Below are 22858 nucleotides of genomic sequence, written 5' to 3' on the forward strand. Positions count from 1 at the left end.
TAACCAGCGGAACAGCACTTGCCGAGCCGTCGTCCTCCAAGTGATGCTAAGGTCATCACGCGAGGACGGGGGAACGCCGCATGCATACACCTGATCGGGGCCTCTACGGGCGCCTCGGCGTCACGCTCCTCGTGCTGCTCGCCTACTGCGTCGGCTGTCAACTGCCGCTACCCGGCCTCGACACACAGAAGATCGGGCTCCTGTACGAGGGTGGCGGAACGGCGACGGCGCGCGTGTCGGTGCTCGCGCTCGGCATCATGCCGCTCATCAGCGCCCTCATCCTTCTCGAGCTCGTCAAGCTGGCCGCGCCGGAGCTGCGCACCTGGGAGCGCGCCGCGCCGCGCAATCAGCGCCGTTATGGCTACGTGGCCGTCGGCCTCGCGCTCGTCATGGCGCTCGTGCAAAGCGCAGGCATCGCCTCGGCGCTGGAGCAGGTGACGGCGCTGGTCCCCGAGCCAGGCACCACGTTTCGCGCCGTCGCCATCGCCACGCTGATGGCCGGCACGGCGTTGGTCATCGCATTCGCCAACATCATCGATCGTGCCGGGCTCGGCAGCGGTATCTGGATCATGTTCCTCGCCCCGGCGCTGGCGGAGCTGCCGCGAACCATCGCCGGTATGGCGGTGTTGTACCGGAGCGGCGAATACTCCTTTGAACTCATCCTCGCCGGACTCGCGATCGCCGTCTTGACGGTGGGCGGCGTTGTCCGGCTGTTGATGGCCGCGCGGGGCGCCGAAGCCGTGGCCTCGACGTGTATATGGACGCCGTTGCTCAGCTATTCGCTGCTGCCCTGGCTGCTCTTCCCCATTGGCCTGATCGCGACACTGAGCGCCGACGGCGCCGTCACGCTCATGACGTCCGGCCCGCTCCGCTTCATCGTGCTGGCCGTGCTCGTCGTCCTGGTGAGCGCGCTGTCGCTGCGCTCGTTCGCCCGCACCGGTCAGATGAGCCCCATACCCGCGGCAATCATAGGCCTGACGCTCACCGCCGTGGTCGTGGCGACCGAGATCATGCAGTCGTACTTCTTCGCGGTTCCGCCGCTCGGCAGCACCGACCTCGTCGTGGCGACGGTGGTCGCCATGACCATACTCGGGCAATGGGGTGGCGTCGGCTCAGGCGCGCTGGCGCAAGATGGTCCGCCCGTCAGTCCTCGGGCTTGAACAGGTAGCTCGCGCGCGCCATCACCGCGTTGATGTTGGCGCCGCCAGACACCTGGCCGGGCGCGGTGATCGGAATGCCTGCAGCGCACAGCGGGCAATCCGGCGAGGTGCTGAGGCTCAAGTAGGTGTAGTCGTACTCGACGCCGAGGATGACGCTCGGCCAGGCCGCGTACTCGATGCCGCCGCCGATCGTCCAGCCGTCGACGAACTCCTCGTCCGTCGCGACCAGGCCGCCCGCCACACGCGTGGTCGCCATTGTCAACGTAGCATTGCCGCCGGCCCAGCCGCCCTTGCCGAACACCATCACGCGATCCCACGCGTAGCCAATGCGGCCCTCGACCGTCATCAGCCAGTCGATGTCGGTGGTGAACGTGTCGGTTGCGGGAAAGAACGGGCTCGCGACCGATTCCGACAGGCCGGTTCCCGAGAACGAGAACTCGGCGCCGAATATCCAATTGCCCATCTGCAGGTTGCCGCCGGTGATGACGCCGCCGGCGAAACTGCTCGGGCCAAAATTCGTCTGCGTGCCGGGAGGCACCGCGCCGCCCGTATTGAAGCCGCTGAGATCCTGTTCCCAGTGCACGTCGCTCCAGATGCCGCCGAGCTTGCCGCCGACGTAAATGCCGCTCCAGTCGCTGACGTTCTGCCCATCGGTCATGGGCGTGCCGGGTACCCACCGGCCGTACTCGCCCGGCTGCCATCCGTCCGCCTGCGCCGGCGCCGCGATAGCGAGCGCCACGACAGCGGCGATCAGCAGCGCCAGGCGGCGCGATGCGCGCGGGTTGTCCATAGGTTCCCCACCGTTTGCTCAGTGCCCTATGCACTTCTACGGTGAGTCGCGAATCCCACATACTGCATGCCAAGCACAGTTGCCGATCCTACATGAGGCCCGATGAAAGCTGCAGACGCCGACATTCTCATCGTCCCCGGCTGGCTCGACTCCGGTCCCGATCACTGGCAGTCCCGCTGGGAGCGCAATCTGAAATCCGCGGCGCGGGTCGTGCAGGAGGATTGGCACGCGCCGCAAAAGGATGCGTGGGTCGCCAACATCGTCGCTGCGGTGGACGCCGCCACCCGACCGGCGGTGCTCGTCGCGCACAGTCTGGGTGTGATCGCCGTCGCCTACGCCACGTCGAAGCTGGCCGCGGGCCGCGTTGCCGGAGCCTTCCTCGTCGCGCCGGCCGACGTGGACAATGCGCAGAGCTGGCCGGAGAATGAGGGGCACACCTGGCCGCAGGACAGCTTTGGCTTCGCGCCGGTGCCACTCGCCCCCTTGGGTTTCCCCGCGCTGGTGCTTACGGCGGCGGACGACCCCTATTGCTCCCAGGCGCGGGCGCAGGAGTTTGCCCGCGCCTGGGGAGCGAATTTTGTGGATGTAGGGCAGGCCGGCCACATAGCCGACCAATCCGGTCACGGGCCGTGGCCCGACGGGCTCCTGCGCTTCGGCAAGTTCCTCGGCGAACTCAAGGGCTAGGCGTCAGCGCGACGCCTCGATATCGGCCACCGCCTTGGCCAGGAGATCGCCCATGGCGGCGCGGATCTCGGTGTCCGATACCGTCACGCCGGCCGCAGCGAAGTCGTTGTGCAGCTTGCGGAAAACGTCCTCGTCGCCCTTCTCCTCAAGGTCGGCCTTGACCACCGAGCGGACGTAGTCCGGCAGCGCATCGCCCGTGATTCCGAGCTTGGCTGCCGCCCACTCCGCCAGGAGCTTGTTCCGCCGGGACTCGGCGCGGAACTTAAGGTCTTGATCCAGAGCGAATTTCTTCTCAAAGCCCTTCTCGCGATCGTCAAAAGTGGTCATTCCGTCTCTCCAGCAGAACGTGTCGCCGCAGGCCGCGCGGCAGGCGCCGAAAGGTTGCATCGACGACCGCCTTAACCGCGGCCGCGGGAGCCATAACCCGGGCACTTCCGGGGTTCAATGACCCCCTCCGGCGGGTTAGCGACACCCAAGAACCTTTCTGATCCTTAAGATTGTTTCTAGGGATGGGTTCGGCTAGTGTCGGGGGTGGGTGACCGACCTTTGAATCGACCTTCCCAATGCGGCACCTGAAGACAAGAACAATTCGGAGTTTCAACGACTTGGTCTTGTTGCCAGGTCGGCTTCACCCTCGCAGAATACGTAATTTTCAAGTCAAAGGACAAAGGCTCCATGAACAGGCGGCGGCGCATCTACGAGGGCAAGGCCAAGGTGCTGTACGAAGGCCCGGAGCCGGGCACGCTCATCCAGCATTTCAAGGATGACGCGACCGCGTTCAACGCCAAGAAGCACGCGCTCATCGAGGGCAAGGGCGTGCTCAACAACCGCATCTCCGAATACATCTTCTTGCGGCTCGGCGAGATCGGCGTTCCGACGCACTTCATGCGCCGCCTCAACATGCGCGAGCAGCTGATCCGCGAGGTCGAGATCGTCCCGCTCGAGGTCGTCGTGCGCAACGTTGCCGCCGGCTCGCTGGCGACGCGCCTCGGCCTCGAAGAAGGCGCGCAACTGCCGCGTTCGATCATCGAGTTCTACTACAAGGACGACGCGCTAAACGATCCGATGGTCTCGGAAGAGCACATCACCGCGTTCGGCTGGGCTACGCCCCAGGAGATCGACGAGATCATGCAGATGGCGCTACGCATCAACGACTTCCTCGTCGGCCTCTTCCTCGGCATCGGCATCCGCCTCGTCGACTTCAAGGTCGAGTTCGGCCGCCTGTGGGAGAACGACGTAATGCGCATCGTGCTCGCCGACGAGATCAGCCCCGATTGCTGCCGTCTGTGGGACATCGCGACATCAGACAAGCTCGACAAGGATCGCTTCCGTCGGGATCTCGGCGGTCTGCTCGAAGCCTATCAGGAGGTCGCGCGCCGGCTCGGCGTGTTCACCGGCAACCGCCCGGCCAAGGGCACCGGTCCCATCCTGGTTGCGTCGAACCCCACTGCCAACGGCAAGCCGAATTGAAGCGGCAATAGGCAGGAACCGCAGTTGGCTCTCGTTGTGCCACTGCCTCCTGCCGATTGACCGCTGCCTGGGACAGACATGAAAGCCCGCATCCGCATCACCCTGAAGAACGGCGTGCTCGACCCGCAGGGCAAGGCCATCCAGAACGCGCTCTCGGCGCTCGGCATCACCGGCGTCGCCGACGTGCGCCAGGGCAAGTACATCGAGGTCGAGCTCGCCGAGACGAGCGAGGACGCGGCCAAGGCGACGGTCGAGCGGATGTGCAAGGACCTGCTCGCCAACAGCGTGATCGAGAACTACGCCTACGAGTTGCAGCGCGCCTGACGATGCAGCAATCCCGCACCGCAGTCTGGCTTGCCGGCGTCATCGCCCCGGCGGCCGCGGTCGCGCAAACGGTCAATCTCCCGACGCTCGACTGCACAGTGGATTTTGCCTCGCTGCAGGCGGTGGTCCAGGCGCTTCCCGGCGCCGAGCGCGGTGAGGACGGGGGCTTTGTAACGGTGAAGCTGGCTGAGCCCGACGTCTGGCGCGTCGAATACGGCTTCACCACGCGCTGGCACCCGGCCTATCCGGCGGCAACCATACGCACCTTCCGCAAGCAGGTGACGGGCGTGTGGACCGCCCAGAGCAAAGTCTGCGGCTATGGAAGCGCGGATCAACTCTCCGCCCTGATGGCGGAGATGAAATCCGGTGATAAGAAGCTGACCGATGCCTCGCGGGACGAGGTCGAGCGCGGCAAGCAGAGCCGCTCGCCGCTGGCTCCCCCACACTAATGCGAACAGGACCCTAAATGCTGCGCGCCTCCGTCGTCGTCTTCCCCGGCTCCAACTGCGACCGCGACGTGCAGGTCGCGCTGGAGAAGATCACGGGCTTCCCGGTGAAGATGGTCTGGCACGGCGACGCCAGCGTGCCGGCCTCCGATCTCATCGTCCTGCCGGGCGGCTTCTCCTACGGCGACTACCTGCGCTGCGGCGCCATGGCGGCGCACTCGCCGATCATGCGCGACGTGATTGCCAAGGCCAAAGCCGGCACGCCCGTACTCGGCATCTGCAACGGCTTCCAGGTGCTGTGCGAGTCGGGCCTCCTGCCGGGCGTCCTGATGCGTAACGCGTCGCTGAAATTCATCTGCCGCGACGTCACCCTGCGCGTCGACAACGTCGAGACCATCGTCACCAAGTGCTACCGCAAGGGCGAGGTCGTGCGCCTGCCGATCGCCCACGCCGAGGGCAACTACTTCGCCGACAAGGAGACGCTCGATCGCCTGGAGGGTGAAGGCCGCGTCGTGTTTCGCTATGCCGATGCGGCCGGCGAGGCGACGCCGGAGGCCAATCCCAACGGCGCCCAGCGCAACATCGCCGGCATCTGCGACGCGAGCGGCCGGATTGTCGGGCTGATGCCGCATCCCGAGCGCCTGTTCGAGCTGTCGCTGGGCGGCGCCGACGGCCGCCGCATGTTCGAGAGCGCGCTGCTCAGCGCGATCGAAACCACCGTCTGAAATGAAAAACGCGCCGGACCCGAAGGTCCGACGCGTCTTTGACCACCTCGCCGAAAAGGGGGTCGTGTCGTGTTTGCGCTGCCGATTAACGCCCTCGCCGATAACCGCTCGGGCGATCGGAGCGTTAGTTGGCAGCCGGCGTATAGGCCGTCTGCTGCATGGTCTGAACCGTCATGGCAGTGGCAGACTGCGCGCAGTGGAACGCGAGCTCCTTGCCCTCGCCGGTGTCGAAGCGAGCGTGCTGGCCAGCCTTGACCGAAGCGCGGAAGCGGGTCGGCGTGACAACCAGGATCCCTTCATCGGCCGGCTCCTCGCCCACCACGAGCGTCAGCTCGCAGACACCGTTGGTCGGCACGAAGTAGCCGACGGCGTGCTTGGAACCGACGTGCAGGCTGATGCCGTGCAGTGGCTTGAACGTCTTGGCAGTGTCGTCTGCGGTGGCACTCTGAACTCCGAGTGCGGTGAACCCGGCAAGCATGGCGGCAACAACTGCGCCCTTCTTCATCGCGGACATGCACCAGTTCCTTCTGTTGCAGAGAAAAGCCGGCGGACAAAACTGGGGGAAACATCGCCGGCCGCTGGGCACATAGTTAAGCCTCGGACTCGGCAGGGAAAATACAGAATGTTGCATTGCAGTAATGCTCAGCATGCAGCGCGCAACTGTCGCGGGTGATGCCAATGTCCCACCCCACGGGGTAGCCCGAAACGCCGCGAGGCGTGCGAACCACGAACAAGATTCCCAATCGTCTCCGCCACTTCCACGAACGCCGATTCTGTCAACGATCCCCCGGCGTACACAGCCGCGTAGGCTTCGCCCTGCCCGCGCTTTGCGCAGTGTCATCGGCGTGTCGTTCGCGCCGCGGGTGGCACGCCCTGTTTTCGAGGCCCCGTGCGTGGGGCGACAAGCCGGAAAGCGGTCGCTATAAGCGCTCCATCTGCACCCTTGAGAATCGCACCGAGGCCAAGCGCGCGCGCATGGATGCCAAAGCCGAGAGCCGTTTCGAGATCACGCCGGAGATCGTCGCCGAGCACGGACTGACGCCGGCCGAGTACCAGCGGTTGCTGAAAATCCTCGGCCGCGAGCCGAGCTTCACCGAACTCGGCATCTTCTCGGTCATGTGGTCGGAGCACTGCTCCTATAAATCCTCGCGCGTGTGGCTGAGGACACTGCCCACGACCGGCAAGCAGGTGATCCAGGGCCCCGGCGAGAACGCCGGCGTCGTCGACCTCGGCGACGGCGATGCCGTGATCTTCAAGATGGAGAGCCACAACCACCCGAGCTACATCGAGCCCTACCAGGGCGCGGCGACCGGCGTCGGGGGCATCATGCGCGACGTGTTCACCATGGGCGCCCGCCCCGTCGCCAATCTCAACGCCTTGCGCTTCGGCGCACCCGAGCATCCGAAGACGCGGCACCTCGTCGACGGCGTCGTCTCCGGCATCGGCGGTTACGGCAATTGCGTCGGCGTGCCGACCGTCGGCGGCGAGACCAACTTCGACAAGGGCTACAACAACAACATCCTCGTCAATGCGATGTGCGCCGGCCTCGCGCGCACCGACAAGATCTTCTACTCGGCCGCCAAGGGCGTCGGCCTGCCGGTGATCTACGTCGGCTCGAAGACCGGCCGCGACGGCATCCACGGCGCCACCATGGCGTCGGCCGAGTTCGACGACAAATCCGACGAGAAGCGCCCGACCGTGCAGGTCGGCGACCCGTTCACCGAGAAGCTGCTCATCGAGGCGTGCCTGGAGCTGATGGCCAAGGACGTCATCATCGCCATCCAGGACATGGGCGCCGCCGGCCTCACATCGTCCTCGTGCGAGATGGCCGACAAGGGTGGCGTCGGCATCCACCTCGACCTCGACCACGTGCCCCAGCGCGAAACCGGCATGACGGCCTACGAGATGATGCTCTCGGAAAGCCAGGAGCGCATGCTCATCATCTTGAAGCCCGGCTCCGAGCCCGAGGCCGAGGCGATCTTCAAGAAGTGGGGCCTCGACTTCGCCGTCGTCGGCGAGACGACCGACACCGGCCGCATGATCGTCACCCACCGCGGCCAGGTGGAAGCCGACATTCCCGTCACCACGCTCGCCAACTCGGCGCCCGTCTACGAGCGCCCGTGGTACCCGATCACGCCGCCGAAGATGATCCTCCCCGAATGGGTGCCGGCGCCCAACGCCATCCTCGAGACGCTCAAGGCGATGATGAGCGGCCCGGCGCTCGCCTCGCGCCGCTGGATCTGGGAGCAGTACGACCACATGGTCATGGGCGATACGGTGCAGCGCCCGGGCGGCGACGCCGCCGTGGTCCGTGTCCACGGGACGCAAAAGGGCCTCGCCGTCGTTTGCGACGTGACGCCCCGCTACGTCGCCGCCGACCCGGTCATGGGCACCAAGCAGGCGGTCGTCGAGACGTGGCGCAACCTGACCGCCGTCGGCGCCGATCCGCTCGCCATCACCGACAACATGAACTTCGCCAACCCCGAGCGGCCCGAGGTGATGGGCCAGTTCGTCGGCTCGGTGAAGGGCATGGCGGAGGCCTGCCGCGTGCTCGACTATCCGGTCGTGTCGGGCAACGTCTCGCTCTACAACGAGACCAACGGCGTCGGCATTCCGCCCACGCCCGCCATCGGCGGCGTCGGCCTCGTGCCGGACGTCTCGCGCATGGCCGACATCAAGTTGAAGCGAGACAGCGACCTCCTGATCCTCGTCGGCCGCGAGGCCGGGCATCTGGGCCAGTCGCTCTACCAGGAGCACGCCACCGGCAAATTCGAAGGCGCGCCGCCGCCCGTCGACCTCGCCGACGAGATCAAGGCCGGCCGCCTGGTCCGCGCGCTGATCCGCGAGGGCAAGGTCTCGGCCGTGCACGACGTGTCGGACGGCGGCCTACTGGTCGCCATCGCCGAGATGGCGCTGGCCGGCGGCATGGGCGTCGAGGTTTTCGCCTACGAGGGGCGGCTGCCGGCGCACGCCATCTGGTTCGGCGAGGACCAGGGCCGCTACGTGCTGTCGGTCGATCCGATGCTGGCCGAGGAAGTCCTGGAGCGCGCCCGGCTGCTGGCGCTGCCGTCACGCATCGTCGCCCGCACCGGCGGCGACAGCATCGGCCTCAAGGGCGAGCCGACGCTGAAGCTCGCCGACCTGCGCGCCGCGCACGAAGCCTGGCTGCCGCAATACATGGCCGCCGGCCACTAGTTCCGCGAACGAGGGCGCATGGCCGATCTAGAGCGCAACAAGTCAAACGTGACGGCCTTCTACGACCTGATGTTCAATCAGTGCCAGCCCGCCGAAGCGTTGGCGCGGTACGCCGGTAGCGAATACATCCAGCACAATCCACACGTTCAAGACGGTAAGCAGGGCTTCGTCGACTACTTCGAGCGCATGGCGCGCGAATACCCGGGCAAGCGCGTCGAGTTCAAGCGCGTGTTCGCCGAGGGAAACTACGTCATCCTCCACTGCTTCCAGCAGTGGCCCGGCGACAAGGACTACGCCGGCATCGACATTTTCCGCCTGACCGACGACGGCAAGATCGTCGAGCATTGGGACGTCCTGCAAGTCATCCCGGCCACCGCCGCCAACTCCAACGGCATGTTTTGATCGCGCTCAACCAGCGGATCGGCGCACATCCCACCGGACGTCAACCGCCGTGGCCCTGCTCGTCGTCGTTGTCGGGATGGGTGCCGGCGAACCTGGCCAGGCGCTTATACTTGAGCGCCATCATCCGCAGCATGCGGCGCCGGTTCGGATCCTGCGTCGTCTCCGCCACCAGCTTCGCCTCTTCGGCCAATTTTGTGAGATTTTCCGGCGCGTTAGTCTGGTCGGTCATAAATCTCCGCGCTCCCTTGCTCCGGCGCAACGCGCATGCGCGCTTTTCGTTCCAGATATTCGGCCGGGAGCCCGTTGGGATTGCTGGCAAATCGGCTTATGCTCAGCCCCTGGACCGAACTTCTCGAGGAGACGCGCAGCATGGCCATGGACGCCGGCGAAATCGAACGGCTGATCAAGGCCAAATTCCCCGACGCACTGGTGGAGATCCGCGACCTCGCCGGCGACGGCGACCACTACGCGGCGCACGTCGTGGCGCAGGAATTCAAGGGCAAATCGCGGGTGCAGCAGCACCAGATGGTCTACGAGGCGTTGGGCGGCCGTATGGGCGGGGTCCTGCACGCGCTGGCGCTGACCACCGCGGCCCCCTGATCCCTGCCGCGGCTCCGCCCTCGATCCCTGCCGCGGCTCCGCCCTCGATCCCTGCCGCGGCTCCGCCCTCGATCCCTGCCGCGGCTCCGCCGCGAGGGGCAGAAGTTGACTTCGCGGCGCCAATCCACACATTGCCGCCTAGAGGCGGGGGATGATGCCCGCCGATAGCCACGCATTCGAGAGGCCCGAAATGAGCGACCCGCAACAGGACGTCCAGGACTGGATCCGCAAGACGATCGCGTCGAACGACGTCGTCCTGTTCATGAAGGGCAACAAGAACATGCCGCAGTGCGGGTTCTCGGCCCAGGTGGACCACATCCTGCGCGCCCTCGGCATCGACTACAAAGACATCAACGTCCTGCAGGACATGGGCGTGCGCGAGGGGATCAAGGCGTTCTCCAACTGGCCGACCATCCCGCAGCTCTACGTGAAGGGCGAGTTCGTCGGCGGCTGCGACATCGTCCGCGAAATGCTGGAAGCGGGCGAGCTGACGGCCATGTTCGACGAAAAGGGCGTCGCCTACGACAAGACGCAGCTGCTGGCTTAGGCCGCGGCATCACGCATTGCGCGTCTCACGTGTCGTTCAACGTCGACGGCTGGCAGCTCCACCCCTTGATCTCCCACTGCGGATGCTCCCCGGACCACTGCGCGACAACCGGCTGCGCCTTCATCGTGCAGTACTTGGTGGGCATCTGGAAGTCGGTCTGGATCTTGAACTCCCGGCACTGCCCGGGATCGGCGATCAGACACGCCGTAAGGATGATGCTCAGCATTGGGCGCGGTTCCTGCGTCGCTCTCGCTAGCGATTATGTATCGCCCCGGTACCGTTCGGCGCTAGCCCGAAGTTCCGGGCACATTGCCCGAGCTTCACGGCCCGCCTTCATGCCAGAGAGGCGTGCGGGCCGGATGCTGCAGGCGGGCGAGCCGACGCTGGCTTAGCGCCTCGCCCTGTCGGCCTCGAGCGCCCGCGCGCGTTAGGCAGTCTCTTAGCGCTTGGTTCGGCGCCCAACTGCGGTCTTGGAGACCTCGCCGGAGGCAACAAGTGCGTTGACACAGCCCTGCGAGAGTTTGCCGCCGACGGCGCGCATGCAGCGCTCGCCCTGCGCGCTGTTTTCGTCATAGGCGCTGCAGTGAGCCAGGTAGTCGTCGGTGCAGGCATTGATTACGGCTTCGCTGTAGGCGAACACCTGGGTGGCGAGAAGGACAAGGCTGACCAAGCCGCCTGCGGCGGCCAGCGTTATCTGTTTTGATGTCGTGATCATTGGGGCTACTCGGATCCTCATTACGCCTAAGGGGAGCCCCAACTTAGCGAAAGAATGCGCGCGCGCTGTTCCGCAAGGAACGGCTCCCATGAGGCGAACGTCGACAGGACGAGTTCGTCGGCGGCGGCGACATCGGCCGCGAGATGCTGGAAGCGGGTGAGCTGACGGCGATGCTCGACGGGAAGTGCGTCGTCTACGACGAGACGCAGCTGCTGGCTTAGCGCTACCTGCCGCTCCTCCTACGCTTACGCTATCTGCCTGCGCCTCGCGCGCCGTGAATCCCAGCGGCATGAGGCAGGCGGCGTGAAGGACGGCGACCCGGTTGCGGTCGCGGTGCGCGAGGGCATTTCGACGATCAATAGCCGTCCGGCAAATGCTGCAACGTAACCGAAAACGCGAACGGAGACCGGGATAAGCCCGGCCTCCGCTTTTTCGAGTTCTTTGCAGAACCCGTCGCCAATTATGACTTGCACTTGTTGAAGTCGGGGCGGCTCTGTGAGCAGAAGTTCCCGCCGTAGGGGCCCTTCAGCACCTTACCATTGAGCCGCGCCTTGACGATCTTGGACTTGGTGATGTCCAGGCGCGAATTCGGGCAGTTTTCCTTTGCGGCTGCGATGCAAGCCGCTTCGGTGCTCGCGGAATAGTCCTTGTCGCACGACTTCGAGCCACCGCACTTGCTGTAGGACTCCGATTCCTTGCCCGCGCAGGCCGTGCGGTTGACGTTGACGACGCATTGGGCGAATGCGTTCGATGCCAGCAACAGGCCGAAGGAGGCTGCGAGTGCGAGCACAATAGTTTTGTTCATGATTTTTCCCCTATACATACCACTACGGGAGAGCCGCTGGTTCCGCCTGCCTCCCCGCAAACACGCGCAAGCTTCTGCGAAACTAACATTACAAACATATGACACGATGGGCGGACGGTTCGGACTAGACCCCGCGCGCCGAAGTCTGATGCATTGGCACCCGGCCGGATTGGCAAGCCCGCGGCTGGGCAGACTACTCGCTCGCCGTCATCACGGGCCGGGTGCATCAGCTCCTCGATGTGCGCGCAGCCGCTTCACTTACTTAGATACTGACGATCCAGGGCGCTCGTTTCGAAACGGGCCGTGGGTCGGTGTTGGACCCAAGTTGGCATCGACGGCGGGCGGCTGCACCGATGACGAACATCGAGTGCTCCGGTTGCCGTCAAGGCCGTGAAGATCGCGTTCTCGGGCACGACCGTCGACGCGGCTCCAGAGCGATCTCGAGATCGCGTCAAGGATCGGCAACCCGATCAATATGCTAAACCGTCGCAAAAGCTTTGTTTGGGTTGGCTAGAAACGCCGAGCGCCCAAAATGGCTGGAAATAAAGCGCTGCCCGGCCACAACCTGTTGGAGTCTTCGAGGCCACATGACACCCAATTTCAAGAATGGTCTGACCTTGGCTGCGATCGCATTCGCGGCCACTTCGGCTCTCTCGACCACGGCGTTCGCGCGCGACCAAATCCGCGCCGTTGGCTCGTCGACAGTCTACCCCTTTACGACCGCAGTCGCCGAGCATTTCGGCAAGGCGAGCGGCAAAACGCCGGTCGTGGAATCGACCGGCACGGGCGGCGGCCTCAAGCTGTTCTGCGCCGGTATCGGGGAGGCAACTCCCGACATCGCAAACGCCTCGCGTCCGATGAAGAAGGCCGAATTCGAGGACTGCCAGAAGAACGGCGTCACGGACATCGTCGAGATCAAGTTCGGCCTTGATGGCATTGTGATCGCCCACTCCAAGAGCAGCCCCGACTTCAGCCTGCAGCAGGAGGAGCTCTTCTTGGCCCTCGCCAAGGAAATTCACGACGAGAATTTGAAGTTCATCCCGAACCCTCACAAGGTCTGGCAAGACATCGATCCGCTGCTCCCCGCGACCAAGATCGAGGTTCTCGGTCCCCCGCCGACCTCCGGCACGCGCGACGCGTTCCTTGAACTCATCATGGAAAAGGGCGCCAAGGGGTTCGGCGCGCTCAGGGAGCTGAAGGACGCTGACGAGAAGAACGGCACCAAGGACTACGAGAAGGTCTGGAAATCCCTCCGCGAGGACGGCGCCTACATCGACGCCGGCGAGAACGACAACCTGATCGTGCAGAAGCTTGAGGGCAATCCGGACGCCGTCGGCATCTTTGGCTTCTCGTTCCTCGAGGAGAACAAGTCAAAGATCAAGAGCGTCCAGGTTGGCGGCGTTGAAGCCACCTACGAGGACATCGCGAACGGCAAGTACCCCGGCTCGCGTGCGCTCTTCATCTACGTGAAGAAGGCCCATGTCGCCTTGATCCCGGGTATGAAGGAGTTCCTTGCCGAGTACGTCTCGGACAAGACGATCGGTGAGGACGGCTACCTCGTCGGCAAGGGCATGATCTCTATGCCCAAGGAAGACATCGAGAAGGCAGCGAAGGCGGCTGCCGAGCTCACCCCGATGGCCGCCCCGGAGAAGTAAGACACGAGGGTTGCGCCTGACGCGCGGGTATCGAGTTCGATGAGTTGCGAGGTCGAGTTGTAGTCTTCATCAGTCCCGGTGTCGGACAAGTCGGTGAAGAGCTTCAGCTCGACTTCGCCCCACGATGCTAGGTCCGGAATTGGCCCATAGCGGTCGCGGCGCTGTCCGAGCGAAGAAGTCAGCTGCCCAACGCTGACAAGGACGTCTCGGCGGCTTATTGAGTGGCGAGCGGACCAATTGGGCTGATATTGGTCGAAGTGAATCTTAGCCCCGCCCTCTCCACTAGCCCCATACTCACCCCACCTTGCCCATCAGAGGGACGCAGCTGCTGAGCGTCTGACGCGGGGCAGGGACGGCGCCCCCGGCCCTAGTTTTGCCGCGCGGCCTGCCTTGAGTGACGGGCGGGCGGCCCGCCACTATCATAGCCGCCGGTACTTTGGGGATACGCATCCATGCGGCTCGGCGGCCGTCGCTTTCTGTTGAGCTTCGCGATCATCGGCGCCGCCGTGTGCCTGGCGCTCGGCATCAGCCTGCCGATCCTCAAGCTCACGAAGTTCATGTTCTGGTCGAGCGAGTACTCGCTGATCTCGACCGTGGAAGTGCTGCTGAAACAGGGGCAGACGTTTCTCGGCCTCGTCGTGCTCGTCTTCTCGATCGTCTTCCCCATCGTGAAGCTGCTCTACCTGCTGCTCGTCTCGACCCTGCCGGCGGCCGAGCTACGCCGCCACGCCAAGCGCCTCAAGGCCATCGAGTGGATCGGCAAATGGTCGATGCACGACGTGCTGGTGCTGGCGCTGATGATCTTCTTCCTGAAGAGCCAGGGCGTGTACGACGCGGCGAGCCTGCCGGCGGTCTACCTCTTCACCGCCGCCGTGGTGCTGATGATCCTCTCCTACGCCTGGCTCAAGACCGGCATTGCCGCGGCCGGTAGCATGGGAAGCGAGCCGCAGGTGCCGAAGCAGCTATCGGTCGTCCGCAATTTCTTCCTGAGCTTCCTCATCATCCTAGCGACGGTGTTCTTCGCGCTCGGCGTCATCCTGCCGGTGATCCGCTTCACCACCGTCTACGTGTGGACCAACGAGCACTCGATCGCGACCATCATCTGGGCGCTGTACGAGAGCGACGAGTACTTCCTCTGCACGGTGGTGTTCGCCGTCTCGATCTTCTTCCCGTTCCTGAAGCTGTTCTATCTGCTGACGCTCGTCACCTCGCCGGATCTGTCGCCGGAGTTCCGCCGCCGCTCCTTCTCGACCATGGAGTGGCTCGGCCGCTACTCGATGACCGACGTCATGGTGCTGGCGCTGATGATCTTCTACGTGAACTCGTCGGGCTATACGGAAGCGGCGGTGATGCCCGGCGTCTACTTCTTCGCCGCCTCGGCGATCATCACCATGCTGGCCTACGGCTGGGCCAACACCGTGCCCCCGAGCCGGGCCGTGGCCGCGCGCGGCACAGCCGACGTCGCCACGCCGCCGGCGGGGGCCGAGCTCGTGACGCTGCCCAGCAACCCGGCGCGCCGCCACCGCCCCTTGAGCCCCGTCGCCGATCCCGGGCCGCTGTGAGGCGTCACAATACGACAAAGGCCCCCGGGGTACGGAGGCCTTTGCAAATTCGGTTCTGCGGATTGCCGGTTAGCGCGAGTAGAACTCGACCACCAGGTTCGGCTCCATGTGCACCGGATAGGGCACGTCCGACAGCGCCGGCACGCGCAGGAACTTCGCCGCCATGCGATTGTGATCCGCCTCGACGTAGTCGGGCACGTCGCGCTCGGCGCTCTTGATCGCCTCGAGCACGAGCGGCAGCTGGCGCGACTTCTCCTTCACCTCGACCACGTCGCCGACCTTGCAGCGATAGCTCGGCACGGTGACGCGGCGGCCGTTGACCGTCACGTGGCCGTGGCTGACGAACTGGCGCGCGGCGAACACGGTCGGCACGAACTTGGCGCGGTAGACGATGGCGTCGAGACGGCGCTCGAGCAGGCCGATCACGTGCTCGGAGGTCGAGCCCTTGAGACGCGAGGCCTCGACGTAGATGCGGTGGAACTGCCGCTCGTTGAGGTTGGCGTAGTAGCCCTTGAGCTTCTGCTTCGCCTTGAGCTGCTGGCCGTAGTCGGACAGCTTCTGCACGCGGCGCTCGCCGTGCTGGCCCGGCCGCGACTCGCGGCGGTTGAGCGGGCTCTTCGGACGGCCCCAAATGTTCTCGCCGAGGCGGCGATCGATCTTGTGCTTGGCGCGAATGCGCTTGGTCATGGCAACAGCACTCCAATGGTTGCATCGGTTTGGAGCGCCCCCTCCTCTGCCCGCCGGGGTTGACCCTCGGGAGCCGACAGGCCGCGCCACGAATGGACGCTGCCGCAGGTGCGCAATTAAAACGCGGGCCAAAACGATGGCCCGCGTGGATGGCTAGATACCGATTGGCAGGGGCGCCGTCAACCGCCGCGGGTCCGGGCGCCCTAAAATGCGGCCTGCCTGGCCTACTTGGTCGCCGCTGGCGCCGCCGCAGGAGCGGCTGCCGGGGCGGCCGCTGCGGCTCCGTTGGAGGCGAGCGCCGGACCGGTCTTCACGTATGCGGCGATCATCTCCTTGACCTTGGTCTTCTGCTCGGCCGAGCAGGTCTGCGCTGCCTTCTGGGCCTCCTCGGCGACCACGACCTCCTTTGCCGCATCGGCGCCGGCGGCCTTGGCGGCTTCGGGATTGTCGGGCCTCTCGACCAGCTTGATGCGGCCCGTGAGGAGCATCACCACCGTCAAGTGGAGCTGGTTGATGTAAACCATCTGCTGCGGCGACCACTTCTTGCTCTGCACCTGGCGGCGCATCAGCGACTCGTGATTTTCGCCCTGCTCCTGCGCAAGGCCGCACACCTGGGCGTGGGCCGACAGCCGGCCGGCGCGAATGACCTCGCGCGCAACGTCGAGGGGCACGAGCACTGCGTCGCGGTTCGTCTTATCGATAAGGATCGTCTCACCGTTGGGCTTGGTGAAGCGCTCCGGTGTCAAGGTCCACGCATATTCCATGAAGGTGCGCGTCGCCTTCTCGCTGAGCTCTTGCGCGCCGACCGGCGTTGCCGCCACCACGGCGACAGCCGCCATGGCGCACGCCCAACCCCTCCCCGCCCATTTCATGATCCGCATCTCCTGAAACTGTCCCTGCGTTATATTGTTACTGTTGCTTCTCGGCGCATGTGCCGCGCGATGAAGAGCACAAATTGCTGCCCGTGGGAGCGGCATCGCTCGGCTGAAAACTTGGCCAGATCATGGCGGCTAAGTAGGCGGCTTGCGGGCATGTCCCTTGCCCTTTGCGAGCGTTGCAACAATACCACGCAGGGTGCGGACTTCCTGCTCGGTGGCCCCCATCCGGGCATACATCGTCCGCAGATTTCTAATCACGGTGGCGCGCTTGTGCCCCGGGTTGAAGAACCCCAGCCGATCCAGCTCGTCTTCGAGATGCTTAAGAAATCCGAGGAGTTCCTCCTTCGTCGCCGGCCGGTCGTCCCCCATGTAGAGACCCGCCTCCAACGGCTTCTCGTACGTGGTTACCCGCCCGAGACTTTGTGCATCACTGCCCCGCATCCACTCGTACCCGAGGATGAGCACGGCCTGCGCCAGGTTGAGAGAAGCGAAACGAGAATTTACCGGGATCATGACGAGTGCATCGGCATGGGCGACCTCATCGGTCTCTAGGCCCGAGCGCTCGCGGCCGAACAGCACCCCGCAGCGCTCGCCGGCCGCTATACGCCGGCGCATCTCGGCCACGGCCTCGATGGGCGTCATCACTGGCTTGCGCAAGTCGCGCTGGCGCGCCGTCGTCGCGGCCAGCCAGTTGCAGTCTGCGATCGCCGCCTCGAGCGTCGGAAAGGCGCCGGCGTCGTCGATGATATAGTTGGCGCCCGATGCCGCGATGCGCGCCTTCTCGTTCGGCCAGCCGTCACGCGGCGCAATGAGGCGCAGGTCGTCGAGACCAAAATTGGCCATGGCGCGCGCCACCATGCCTATGTTGTCGGGGAGCTGCGGCTCCATCAGCATGACCGAGGGCGACTCTCCCGGCGCGGCAAATGCGGTGCCCTGGACGTTGGCGCGGCGGATGCCGTGACGCAGCTTGCGCATTACGCGCCGGGCCCAGAACCAGTAGTTTTCGCCCGACCACGTTTTCTCAAGCGCCGCGAGCGCCGGGGTGTGTAGCGTGCCCTCGCCCCGGCCCATGAGGCGCACGGCACCGTCACCGACGACGATCTCCTTGTGGCGGGCGATGAAGTCGTCGAGGCTACGGATGCCTTCAATCTCCGTGCGCCGCTTGCATCCGGGACAGGTGACGGCATCCGCCTCGCAGCGCAGCTCCGCGCAATAGGCCAGAACCGAACCGAGCGTCGTGCGGTCGAGTCCGGGGATCGCCAGCTCGGCCAGCGCCACGTCGATGGTGCGCTCATGACAGGCGTGCACGACCTCGGCAACGGGCGTGGCGCGCGGACCGAAGACTGGCACGCCGCCGATCGCCTCGACCGGCAATCCTGCTTGCGCCTCCAGCGTCACCTCGGCTCCTTCTTCTCAAGTCTGCTGATAGACGGCATGGACACGGCTGAAGTCGCGCCGCTCCAGGTCATCGGCACGCATGACGAAGTATACGGTCCCTTCGGCGAAATCCGTGCCGAGCGAAGCCATATCGACTTGCAGCAACATCGTCCATGCCGGCACCTCGCGGCCGCACGCTTCGGCCTCGGCCTCGGTGGGGGAGCGGTCGAAGAGCCTTAAGAAGCCATTGGCCGAGGCGGCGGCGGTGAAACGGGGATCTCCCTGCTCGGGGATCGGCCACCCGCCGAGGCGATGGGCGAGCACCTTGCGACCGGAGGTGAGCGTCGTCAGCCCCCTGTCCATCACGTCGCCCCAGAAGTCGTCGCTTTCGTCGGCGACGGCCGCTTCTCGCAGACCATCGGATTCGGCAATCTCCTGCACCAGGAAGCGATCGGGCAGCGACCACGCCGGCAGCGCGGCGGCAGCGGTCGCCCGCTTGCAGCCTTCACGCTCGTCGCGGCCGAGATACTCGAGAAGTGCAGGCGGCCGTGCTTGCCGCTTCAAGCCCGCGGCCGGACTTGGGTCCCAGATCACCCGCGCCGATCGAGTGTCCTCGATCCACGGACCGCAACCGGCATCCCAGAAGAACAGAAGCCGTCCCTCGCTGGGAAGCCAAGAGCCAAGTGCCCGTTTCACTGCGTGATCCGTCAAATCGATCTGGCAGACGAAATCGAGCGGTGCTGGCATCGTGAAGCGGCTGGCGAAGCGTTCGCCGCGACCGGCCAGCCGCGCCGCCAGCGCCGCACCGTGGACGTACGCCTCGCGCGCCGGCCACGAGAAGTCGGGTGGCACGTCCGGCTCGCCGCCGAAGCGCGTGCCGCCAACCTGCGCTGCGCTCGGCTCAAAGCAGAGGCTCGGTTTGCACAGCCCCGCGATCTCCGCGGCAAAAAGCCCAAGTTCCGTCTCGGCAAGAAATGGTTGGATATCGGCTCTGTTCTCGAACATGATTTCACTCGCGATTGAATCAAACGTCCGAGATTAAGCCGGGGCCATCGCCGGTCCTGTTCCCAACGTCATATCGACCCGCGAAGGCGCGCTCATGCAGAAGATCAAGGTGACCGGAACCGTCGTCGAGCTCGACGGCGACGAGATGACCCGCATCATCTGGAAGCTGATCAAGGACAAGCTGATCCTCCCCTATCTCGACGTGCCGCTCGAATACTACGACCTGTCGATCGAGAACCGCGACGCCACCAACGATCAGGTCACCATCGACGCCGCCAATGCCATCAAGAAGCACGGCGTCGGCGTCAAGTGCGCGACCATCACGCCGGACGAGGCGCGCGTCAAAGAGTTCAATTTGAAGGAGATGTGGAAGAGCCCCAACGGGACGATCCGCAACATCCTCGGCGGCGTCATCTTCCGCGAGCCCATCATCTGCCGCAACGTGCCCCGCCTGGTGCCCGGCTGGACGCAGCCCATCGTCATCGGCCGCCACGCCTACGGCGACCAGTACCGCGCCACCGATTTCCGTTTCCCCGGCAAGGGCACGCTAACCATCAAGTTTGTGGGCGAGAACGGCGAGACGATCGAGCGCGAGGTGTTCAAGGCGCCCTCCAGCGGCGTCGCGCTCGCCATGTACAATCTCGACGACAGCATCCGCGAGTTCGCGCGCGCCACCTTCAATTACGCGCTCAATCGCAACTATCCGGCCTACCTGTCGACCAAGAACACCATCCTCAAGGCCTACGACGGTCGCTTCAAGGATCTGTTCCAGGAGGTGTTCGACGCCGAATTCGCCGAGGAGTTCAAGAAGCGCAAGCTCACTTACGAGCACCGCCTGATCGACGACATGGTCGCCTCGGCCCTGAAGTGGTCGGGCGGCTACGTGTGGGCGCTAAAGAACTACGACGGCGACGTGCAGTCCGACACCGTCGCGCAGGGCTTCGGCTCACTCGGCCTGATGACCAGCGTGTTGATGACGCCGGACGGCAAGACCGTCGAGGCCGAGGCTGCGCACGGCACCGTCACACGCCACTACCGCGAGCACCAGAAGGGCAAGGAGACGTCAACCAACGCCATCGCGTCGATCTTCGCCTGGTCGCGCGCCCTGGCGCACCGGGCCAAGCTCGACGGCAACGAGGCCCTGGCGCAGTTCGCCGCTTCGATTGAGCGCGTGTGCATCCGCACGGTCGAGTCGGGGTTCATGACCAAGGATCTGGCGCTGCTGGTCGGCGACAAGCAGAAGTGGCTGTCGACTACCGGCTTCCTCGACAAGGTCGACCAGAACCTCAAAGCCGAGATGACCAAGGCGGCCTGATGAGTTTGCGTGGCGACTCCTCTCTCGGGAGCCGTCCGCCGGGCGCCGCGTCCTTACCGCTCGACAGCGAGCACGGATTTGTCAGGCGAGGCATAGATTCTAAGTCTTGCTGAACAGATTGACGTAGTGTTTTTCAAGTTTGCCTGCCGATAGGCGATAGGCAGAACCTCGACAGTTTTATTGTACTCAGAGACTAGCAAAACGAACCAGTTATCTTGGCTGTCTCCAGCTCGCGCTTGTTGGTACGCGTAGCCATCAAACCTTGCGCGCACAAACGGATGCGGAAATTCCCCGCCTGGCAGCACGCAATACATATCGCTGGGCAGCATATCCCCAAGACTGAATTCCGGTTCGCTCTTAATTCGATCGCAGAAGTGCCTCTCGAATGAGGTGTCAGCACCAAGCACGCTGTAGATTGGCAAGGCCAAACACGCGATAAGCGGAAAGTACCAAAATTTCTTTGCCATACGAGCATCGCTCCCGGCCCAGAGTCGTATCGGTATGATGCGTCTGCAGGAAGACGTCGGGTTCCGCTACGCTCAAGGCGGCTCACTCGGAGTTCCTAGGCCCCGGGGCGCAGGCGCAGCTCCGCGACGCCGACGGCAACGTTGAGGCCTTCCTGGCCCTGCACGCTCAGCGGCTGCAGCGCGATCGATTTGTTGGAGCCGCCAAGCAACGCATTGGCGCCGATGCCGAGACCCGCGGTCGCCTCAGCGGAAACACCCGCATAGCCGCCGGCGAGGGCGCCGGCGGGCACATCCTTGGACGGCGCGAAGACGGTCCATACGATCTTGCCGCCATCGGTAAACCCGAGGTCGATGCCGAAGCGGTCGATCGACCCGTGATAGTCCTCGCTGCCGTGCGGTCCCTTGAACACGCACTCGAGCTCCTTGCTGGAGCCGAAGACGAAACCGATCCCGCCTGAGACCTTGCAGTTCAGGAACCCGATTTCGATGTGCGCGGCACGCGCCGGCATCGCCAAGGCGAACGCGGCGGAGCAGAGGCCGATGCCAGACAGTCGCGCAAATTGAGCCAGACGCATTGGATGGTTCCCCGTGGCTGGACGTTGATGGCTGCAATTCCATAGCACGGCGGCGGCGGGGGGCAATCAGAGCTGGCCGCGCTGCGCCGTCGCCACACCGACAAGGTAAACACCGCCGTGCCGCACGGCCGCCCTTGCAGCGCCGTCTTGGCCTCCTCTGGTGCCCGCCGCAACGCACCAGAGACATCGGACCAAATGAAGAAGTTCCTGCGTTACCTGCTCCTCGCCATCACTGTGTTCGCCGCCTTTGCCTGGCACAACAACACCTCGCTCCTCTCCGCCCCGCCGAGCGGTAAGCCGGTGCTGCTCGCCCATCGCGGTCTAGCCCAGACGTACTCGCGCGAAGACCTCGAGCGCGACACCTGCACGGCGACGCGCATCAATCCACCCGAGCACGAGTTCATCGAGAACACGCTGCCCTCTGTGGAGGCGGCGTTTGCCGCCGGCGCGGACGTGGTCGAGTTCGACATTCACCCGACGACCGACGGCCAGTTCGCCGTCTTCCATGACTGGACGCTCGACTGCCGCACCGAGGGCAAGGGCAGGACGCGCGACCACGCCATGTCGGACTTGAAGCGGCTTGATGTCGGCTATGGCTACACCGCGGACGGCGGCAAGACGTTTCCGTTGCGCGGCAAGGGCGTCGGCTTGATGCCGACGCTCGATGAGGTGCTCGCCAGGTTTCCCGACAAGCGCTTCCTCATCAACATCAAGAGCAACGACCTCAGCGAAGGCGAGAAGCTCGCTGCGTATCTCGCCAAGCTCGCACCCGATGCGCGCGCCCGTCTGATGGCGTACGGCGGCACGCTGCCGACCGAGCTTGTGCACGAGAAGCTGGCCGACGTCGCCATCGGCTCAAAGAAGTCGCTGCAGTGCTGCCTGTTAGGTTACGCCGCGCTCGGCTGGTCGGGCTATGTGCCGGCCGCGTGCCGCAAGGGCATGATGCTGGTGCCACTCAACTTCGCGCCGTGGCTGTGGGGATGGCCGCACAAATTCCAGCAGCGCATGCAAAGCGCGGGCGTCGATGTGTTCGTGCTCGGCCCTTACGACGGGAGCTTCGGCACGAGCGGCGTCGACGATTTGGGACAGCTGGCGGCTCTACCGAACGGATACGCCGGCGGAATCTGGACAAATCGCATCGACCGCATCGGACCCAAGGTCCGCGGCGCCGCGAACTGAGGTTCGCTACGAGACGCGGCGGTGGGCGATCGGCTCGATGACGATCGGAGCCTGCGCCTCCGGCGGAACCGTCACGGCGGCGGGCGCGGCCCGGCGTTCTCGCTCCGCCCTTTGCACATGCAGGAGCATGAGCTTTATTTTGAAGGGCAATCCTGCCAAGACATCGCGCATCGGCATTTCCATGCGCCCCAAACGCGGTCGCGGGCTGCTCGTTCCATGCCGCCGATATGGAACGAAGCAGTCGGCTCACCGGTTTTTCGCGACAGTTAACCAACGGCGAAATGTCGGGAGTAAA

The 22858-nt window shown here is 64.8% G+C and carries 28 protein-coding genes; 14 read left to right on the top strand and 14 right to left on the bottom strand.

Features of this window, described 5'->3' with window-relative positions:
• Positions 1-80: 80 nt before the first annotated feature.
• Complete coding sequence (locus tag GIW81_RS02955; protein ID WP_154737845.1) at positions 81-1160, top strand: hypothetical protein; 1080 nt, start codon at positions 81-83, stop codon at positions 1158-1160.
• Here GIW81_RS02955 and GIW81_RS02960 read toward each other — a convergent pair.
• On the bottom strand, positions 1144-1950 hold the full coding sequence (locus GIW81_RS02960; RefSeq protein ID WP_154737846.1) for an outer membrane protein: 807 nt from the start codon (positions 1948-1950) through the stop codon (positions 1144-1146). The two genes, GIW81_RS02955 and GIW81_RS02960, sit on opposite strands and share 17 nt — an antisense overlap.
• A 102-nt stretch (positions 1951-2052) precedes the next feature.
• Between GIW81_RS02960 and GIW81_RS02965 the strand changes: the two genes are divergently transcribed.
• A complete protein-coding gene (locus GIW81_RS02965; protein WP_154737847.1) occupies positions 2053-2634 on the top strand; it encodes an RBBP9/YdeN family alpha/beta hydrolase in 582 nt (193 codons plus the stop codon).
• A 3-nt stretch (positions 2635-2637) separates the two neighbouring features.
• Here GIW81_RS02965 and GIW81_RS02970 read toward each other — a convergent pair whose 3' ends face one another.
• A complete protein-coding gene (locus tag GIW81_RS02970; RefSeq protein WP_154737848.1) occupies positions 2638-2961 on the bottom strand; it encodes a DUF1476 domain-containing protein in 324 nt (107 codons plus the stop codon).
• A gap of 348 nt (positions 2962-3309) precedes the next feature.
• Here GIW81_RS02970 and purC point away from each other — a divergent pair, with 348 nt between their 5' ends.
• The 4 genes from purC (at position 3310) to purQ (ending at position 5599) form a co-directional block, all read left to right on the top strand.
• Entirely contained in the window at positions 3310-4104 is a 795-nt protein-coding gene (purC, locus tag GIW81_RS02975) for a phosphoribosylaminoimidazolesuccinocarboxamide synthase (RefSeq protein WP_154737849.1), read from the top strand.
• Between the two features lie 78 nt (positions 4105-4182).
• The gene (gene purS / locus GIW81_RS02980) at positions 4183-4428 is read left to right on the top strand and encodes a phosphoribosylformylglycinamidine synthase subunit PurS (RefSeq protein ID WP_154737850.1); all 246 of its coding nucleotides are present in this window, start codon (positions 4183-4185) and stop codon (positions 4426-4428) included.
• 2 nt (positions 4429-4430) lie between these two features.
• Positions 4431-4877: a hypothetical protein gene (locus GIW81_RS02985; RefSeq protein WP_154737851.1), complete on the top strand. Its 447-nt coding sequence runs from the start codon at positions 4431-4433 to the stop codon at positions 4875-4877.
• A gap of 17 nt (positions 4878-4894) precedes the next feature.
• Positions 4895-5599: a phosphoribosylformylglycinamidine synthase subunit PurQ gene (gene purQ / locus GIW81_RS02990; protein ID WP_154737852.1), complete on the top strand. Its 705-nt coding sequence runs from the start codon at positions 4895-4897 to the stop codon at positions 5597-5599.
• A gap of 124 nt (positions 5600-5723) precedes the next feature.
• Here purQ and GIW81_RS02995 read toward each other — a convergent pair whose 3' ends face one another.
• Positions 5724-6113: a hypothetical protein gene (locus GIW81_RS02995; protein WP_154737853.1), complete on the bottom strand. Its 390-nt coding sequence runs from the start codon at positions 6111-6113 to the stop codon at positions 5724-5726.
• Positions 6114-6574: 461 nt separating this feature from the next.
• Between GIW81_RS02995 and purL the strand changes: the two genes are divergently transcribed.
• Both purL and GIW81_RS03005 read left to right on the top strand, forming a co-directional pair.
• Entirely contained in the window at positions 6575-8794 is a 2220-nt protein-coding gene (purL, locus tag GIW81_RS03000; RefSeq protein WP_154737854.1) for a phosphoribosylformylglycinamidine synthase subunit PurL, read from the top strand.
• Positions 8795-8812: 18 nt separating this feature from the next.
• Positions 8813-9196: a nuclear transport factor 2 family protein gene (locus GIW81_RS03005; RefSeq protein WP_154737855.1), complete on the top strand. Its 384-nt coding sequence runs from the start codon at positions 8813-8815 to the stop codon at positions 9194-9196.
• A gap of 40 nt (positions 9197-9236) precedes the next feature.
• On the opposite strand, the gene GIW81_RS03010 is transcribed toward GIW81_RS03005, so the two are convergent.
• Complete coding sequence (locus tag GIW81_RS03010) at positions 9237-9425, bottom strand: hypothetical protein (RefSeq protein ID WP_154737856.1); 189 nt, start codon at positions 9423-9425, stop codon at positions 9237-9239.
• 140 nt (positions 9426-9565) lie between these two features.
• On the opposite strand from GIW81_RS03010, the gene GIW81_RS03015 reads away from it, so the two are divergent.
• Both GIW81_RS03015 and grxD read left to right on the top strand, forming a co-directional pair.
• Positions 9566-9796, top strand: a complete 231-nt coding sequence (locus tag GIW81_RS03015; protein WP_154739474.1) for a BolA/IbaG family iron-sulfur metabolism protein — start codon at positions 9566-9568, stop codon at positions 9794-9796.
• Positions 9797-9986: 190 nt separating this feature from the next.
• A complete protein-coding gene (gene grxD / locus GIW81_RS03020) occupies positions 9987-10343 on the top strand; it encodes a Grx4 family monothiol glutaredoxin (RefSeq protein WP_154737857.1) in 357 nt (118 codons plus the stop codon).
• Positions 10344-10368: 25 nt separating this feature from the next.
• Here grxD and GIW81_RS03025 read toward each other — a convergent pair whose 3' ends face one another.
• The 3 genes from GIW81_RS03025 to GIW81_RS03035 all read right to left on the bottom strand — a co-directional run bounded on the left by GIW81_RS03025 (position 10369) and on the right by GIW81_RS03035 (position 11863).
• Positions 10369-10569, bottom strand: a complete 201-nt coding sequence (locus GIW81_RS03025; RefSeq protein WP_154737858.1) for a hypothetical protein — start codon at positions 10567-10569, stop codon at positions 10369-10371.
• Positions 10570-10782: 213 nt separating this feature from the next.
• Positions 10783-11058, bottom strand: coding sequence for a hypothetical protein (locus tag GIW81_RS03030; protein WP_154737859.1), 276 nt, complete (start codon positions 11056-11058; stop codon positions 10783-10785).
• Positions 11059-11518: 460 nt separating this feature from the next.
• Entirely contained in the window at positions 11519-11863 is a 345-nt protein-coding gene (locus tag GIW81_RS03035; protein WP_154737860.1) for a hypothetical protein, read from the bottom strand.
• 587 nt (positions 11864-12450) lie between these two features.
• On the opposite strand from GIW81_RS03035, the gene GIW81_RS03040 reads away from it, so the two are divergent.
• Together GIW81_RS03040 and GIW81_RS03045 are read left to right on the top strand one after the other, a co-directional pair.
• Positions 12451-13518, top strand: a complete 1068-nt coding sequence (locus tag GIW81_RS03040) for a PstS family phosphate ABC transporter substrate-binding protein (protein ID WP_154737861.1) — start codon at positions 12451-12453, stop codon at positions 13516-13518.
• A gap of 452 nt (positions 13519-13970) precedes the next feature.
• Complete coding sequence (locus GIW81_RS03045) at positions 13971-15080, top strand: paraquat-inducible protein A (protein ID WP_154737862.1); 1110 nt, start codon at positions 13971-13973, stop codon at positions 15078-15080.
• A 69-nt stretch (positions 15081-15149) separates the two neighbouring features.
• Here GIW81_RS03045 and rpsD read toward each other — a convergent pair whose 3' ends face one another.
• The 4 genes from rpsD to GIW81_RS03065 form a co-directional block, all read right to left on the bottom strand.
• Positions 15150-15767 carry a 30S ribosomal protein S4 gene (gene rpsD, locus GIW81_RS03050; protein WP_154737863.1) on the bottom strand — a complete coding sequence of 206 codons (618 nt, stop codon included), beginning with the start codon at positions 15765-15767 and terminating at the stop codon, positions 15150-15152.
• A gap of 224 nt (positions 15768-15991) precedes the next feature.
• Positions 15992-16606 carry a hypothetical protein gene (locus tag GIW81_RS03055; RefSeq protein ID WP_229309064.1) on the bottom strand — a complete coding sequence of 205 codons (615 nt, stop codon included), beginning with the start codon at positions 16604-16606 and terminating at the stop codon, positions 15992-15994.
• Positions 16607-16777: 171 nt separating this feature from the next.
• Positions 16778-18043, bottom strand: coding sequence for an RNA methyltransferase (locus GIW81_RS03060; protein WP_324614874.1), 1266 nt, complete (start codon positions 18041-18043; stop codon positions 16778-16780).
• A gap of 15 nt (positions 18044-18058) precedes the next feature.
• A complete protein-coding gene (locus GIW81_RS03065) occupies positions 18059-19027 on the bottom strand; it encodes a DUF1963 domain-containing protein (RefSeq protein ID WP_154737865.1) in 969 nt (322 codons plus the stop codon).
• Positions 19028-19121: 94 nt separating this feature from the next.
• Between GIW81_RS03065 and GIW81_RS03070 the strand changes: the two genes are divergently transcribed.
• Positions 19122-20342 carry an NADP-dependent isocitrate dehydrogenase gene (locus GIW81_RS03070; RefSeq protein ID WP_154737866.1) on the top strand — a complete coding sequence of 407 codons (1221 nt, stop codon included), beginning with the start codon at positions 19122-19124 and terminating at the stop codon, positions 20340-20342.
• Between the two features lie 53 nt (positions 20343-20395).
• Here the strand turns inward: GIW81_RS03070 and GIW81_RS03075 are convergent, their stop codons facing one another.
• Together GIW81_RS03075 and GIW81_RS03080 are read right to left on the bottom strand one after the other, a co-directional pair.
• Complete coding sequence (locus tag GIW81_RS03075; protein ID WP_154737867.1) at positions 20396-20809, bottom strand: hypothetical protein; 414 nt, start codon at positions 20807-20809, stop codon at positions 20396-20398.
• A 95-nt stretch (positions 20810-20904) separates the two neighbouring features.
• Positions 20905-21384 (bottom strand): DUF992 domain-containing protein, encoded by a 480-nt coding sequence (locus GIW81_RS03080; RefSeq protein ID WP_154737868.1) that lies wholly within the window; start codon positions 21382-21384, stop codon positions 20905-20907.
• A gap of 195 nt (positions 21385-21579) precedes the next feature.
• Between GIW81_RS03080 and GIW81_RS03085 the strand changes: the two genes are divergently transcribed.
• On the top strand, positions 21580-22563 hold the full coding sequence (locus GIW81_RS03085; RefSeq protein WP_154737869.1) for a glycerophosphodiester phosphodiesterase family protein: 984 nt from the start codon (positions 21580-21582) through the stop codon (positions 22561-22563).
• Positions 22564-22569: 6 nt separating this feature from the next.
• Here GIW81_RS03085 and GIW81_RS03090 read toward each other — a convergent pair whose 3' ends face one another.
• On the bottom strand, positions 22570-22734 hold the full coding sequence (locus tag GIW81_RS03090; RefSeq protein ID WP_154737870.1) for a hypothetical protein: 165 nt from the start codon (positions 22732-22734) through the stop codon (positions 22570-22572).
• Positions 22735-22858 lie beyond the last annotated feature (124 nt).

This window comes from Hyphomicrobium album, assembly GCF_009708035.1.
Lineage (GTDB): Bacteria > Pseudomonadota > Alphaproteobacteria > Rhizobiales > Hyphomicrobiaceae > Hyphomicrobium_A > Hyphomicrobium_A album.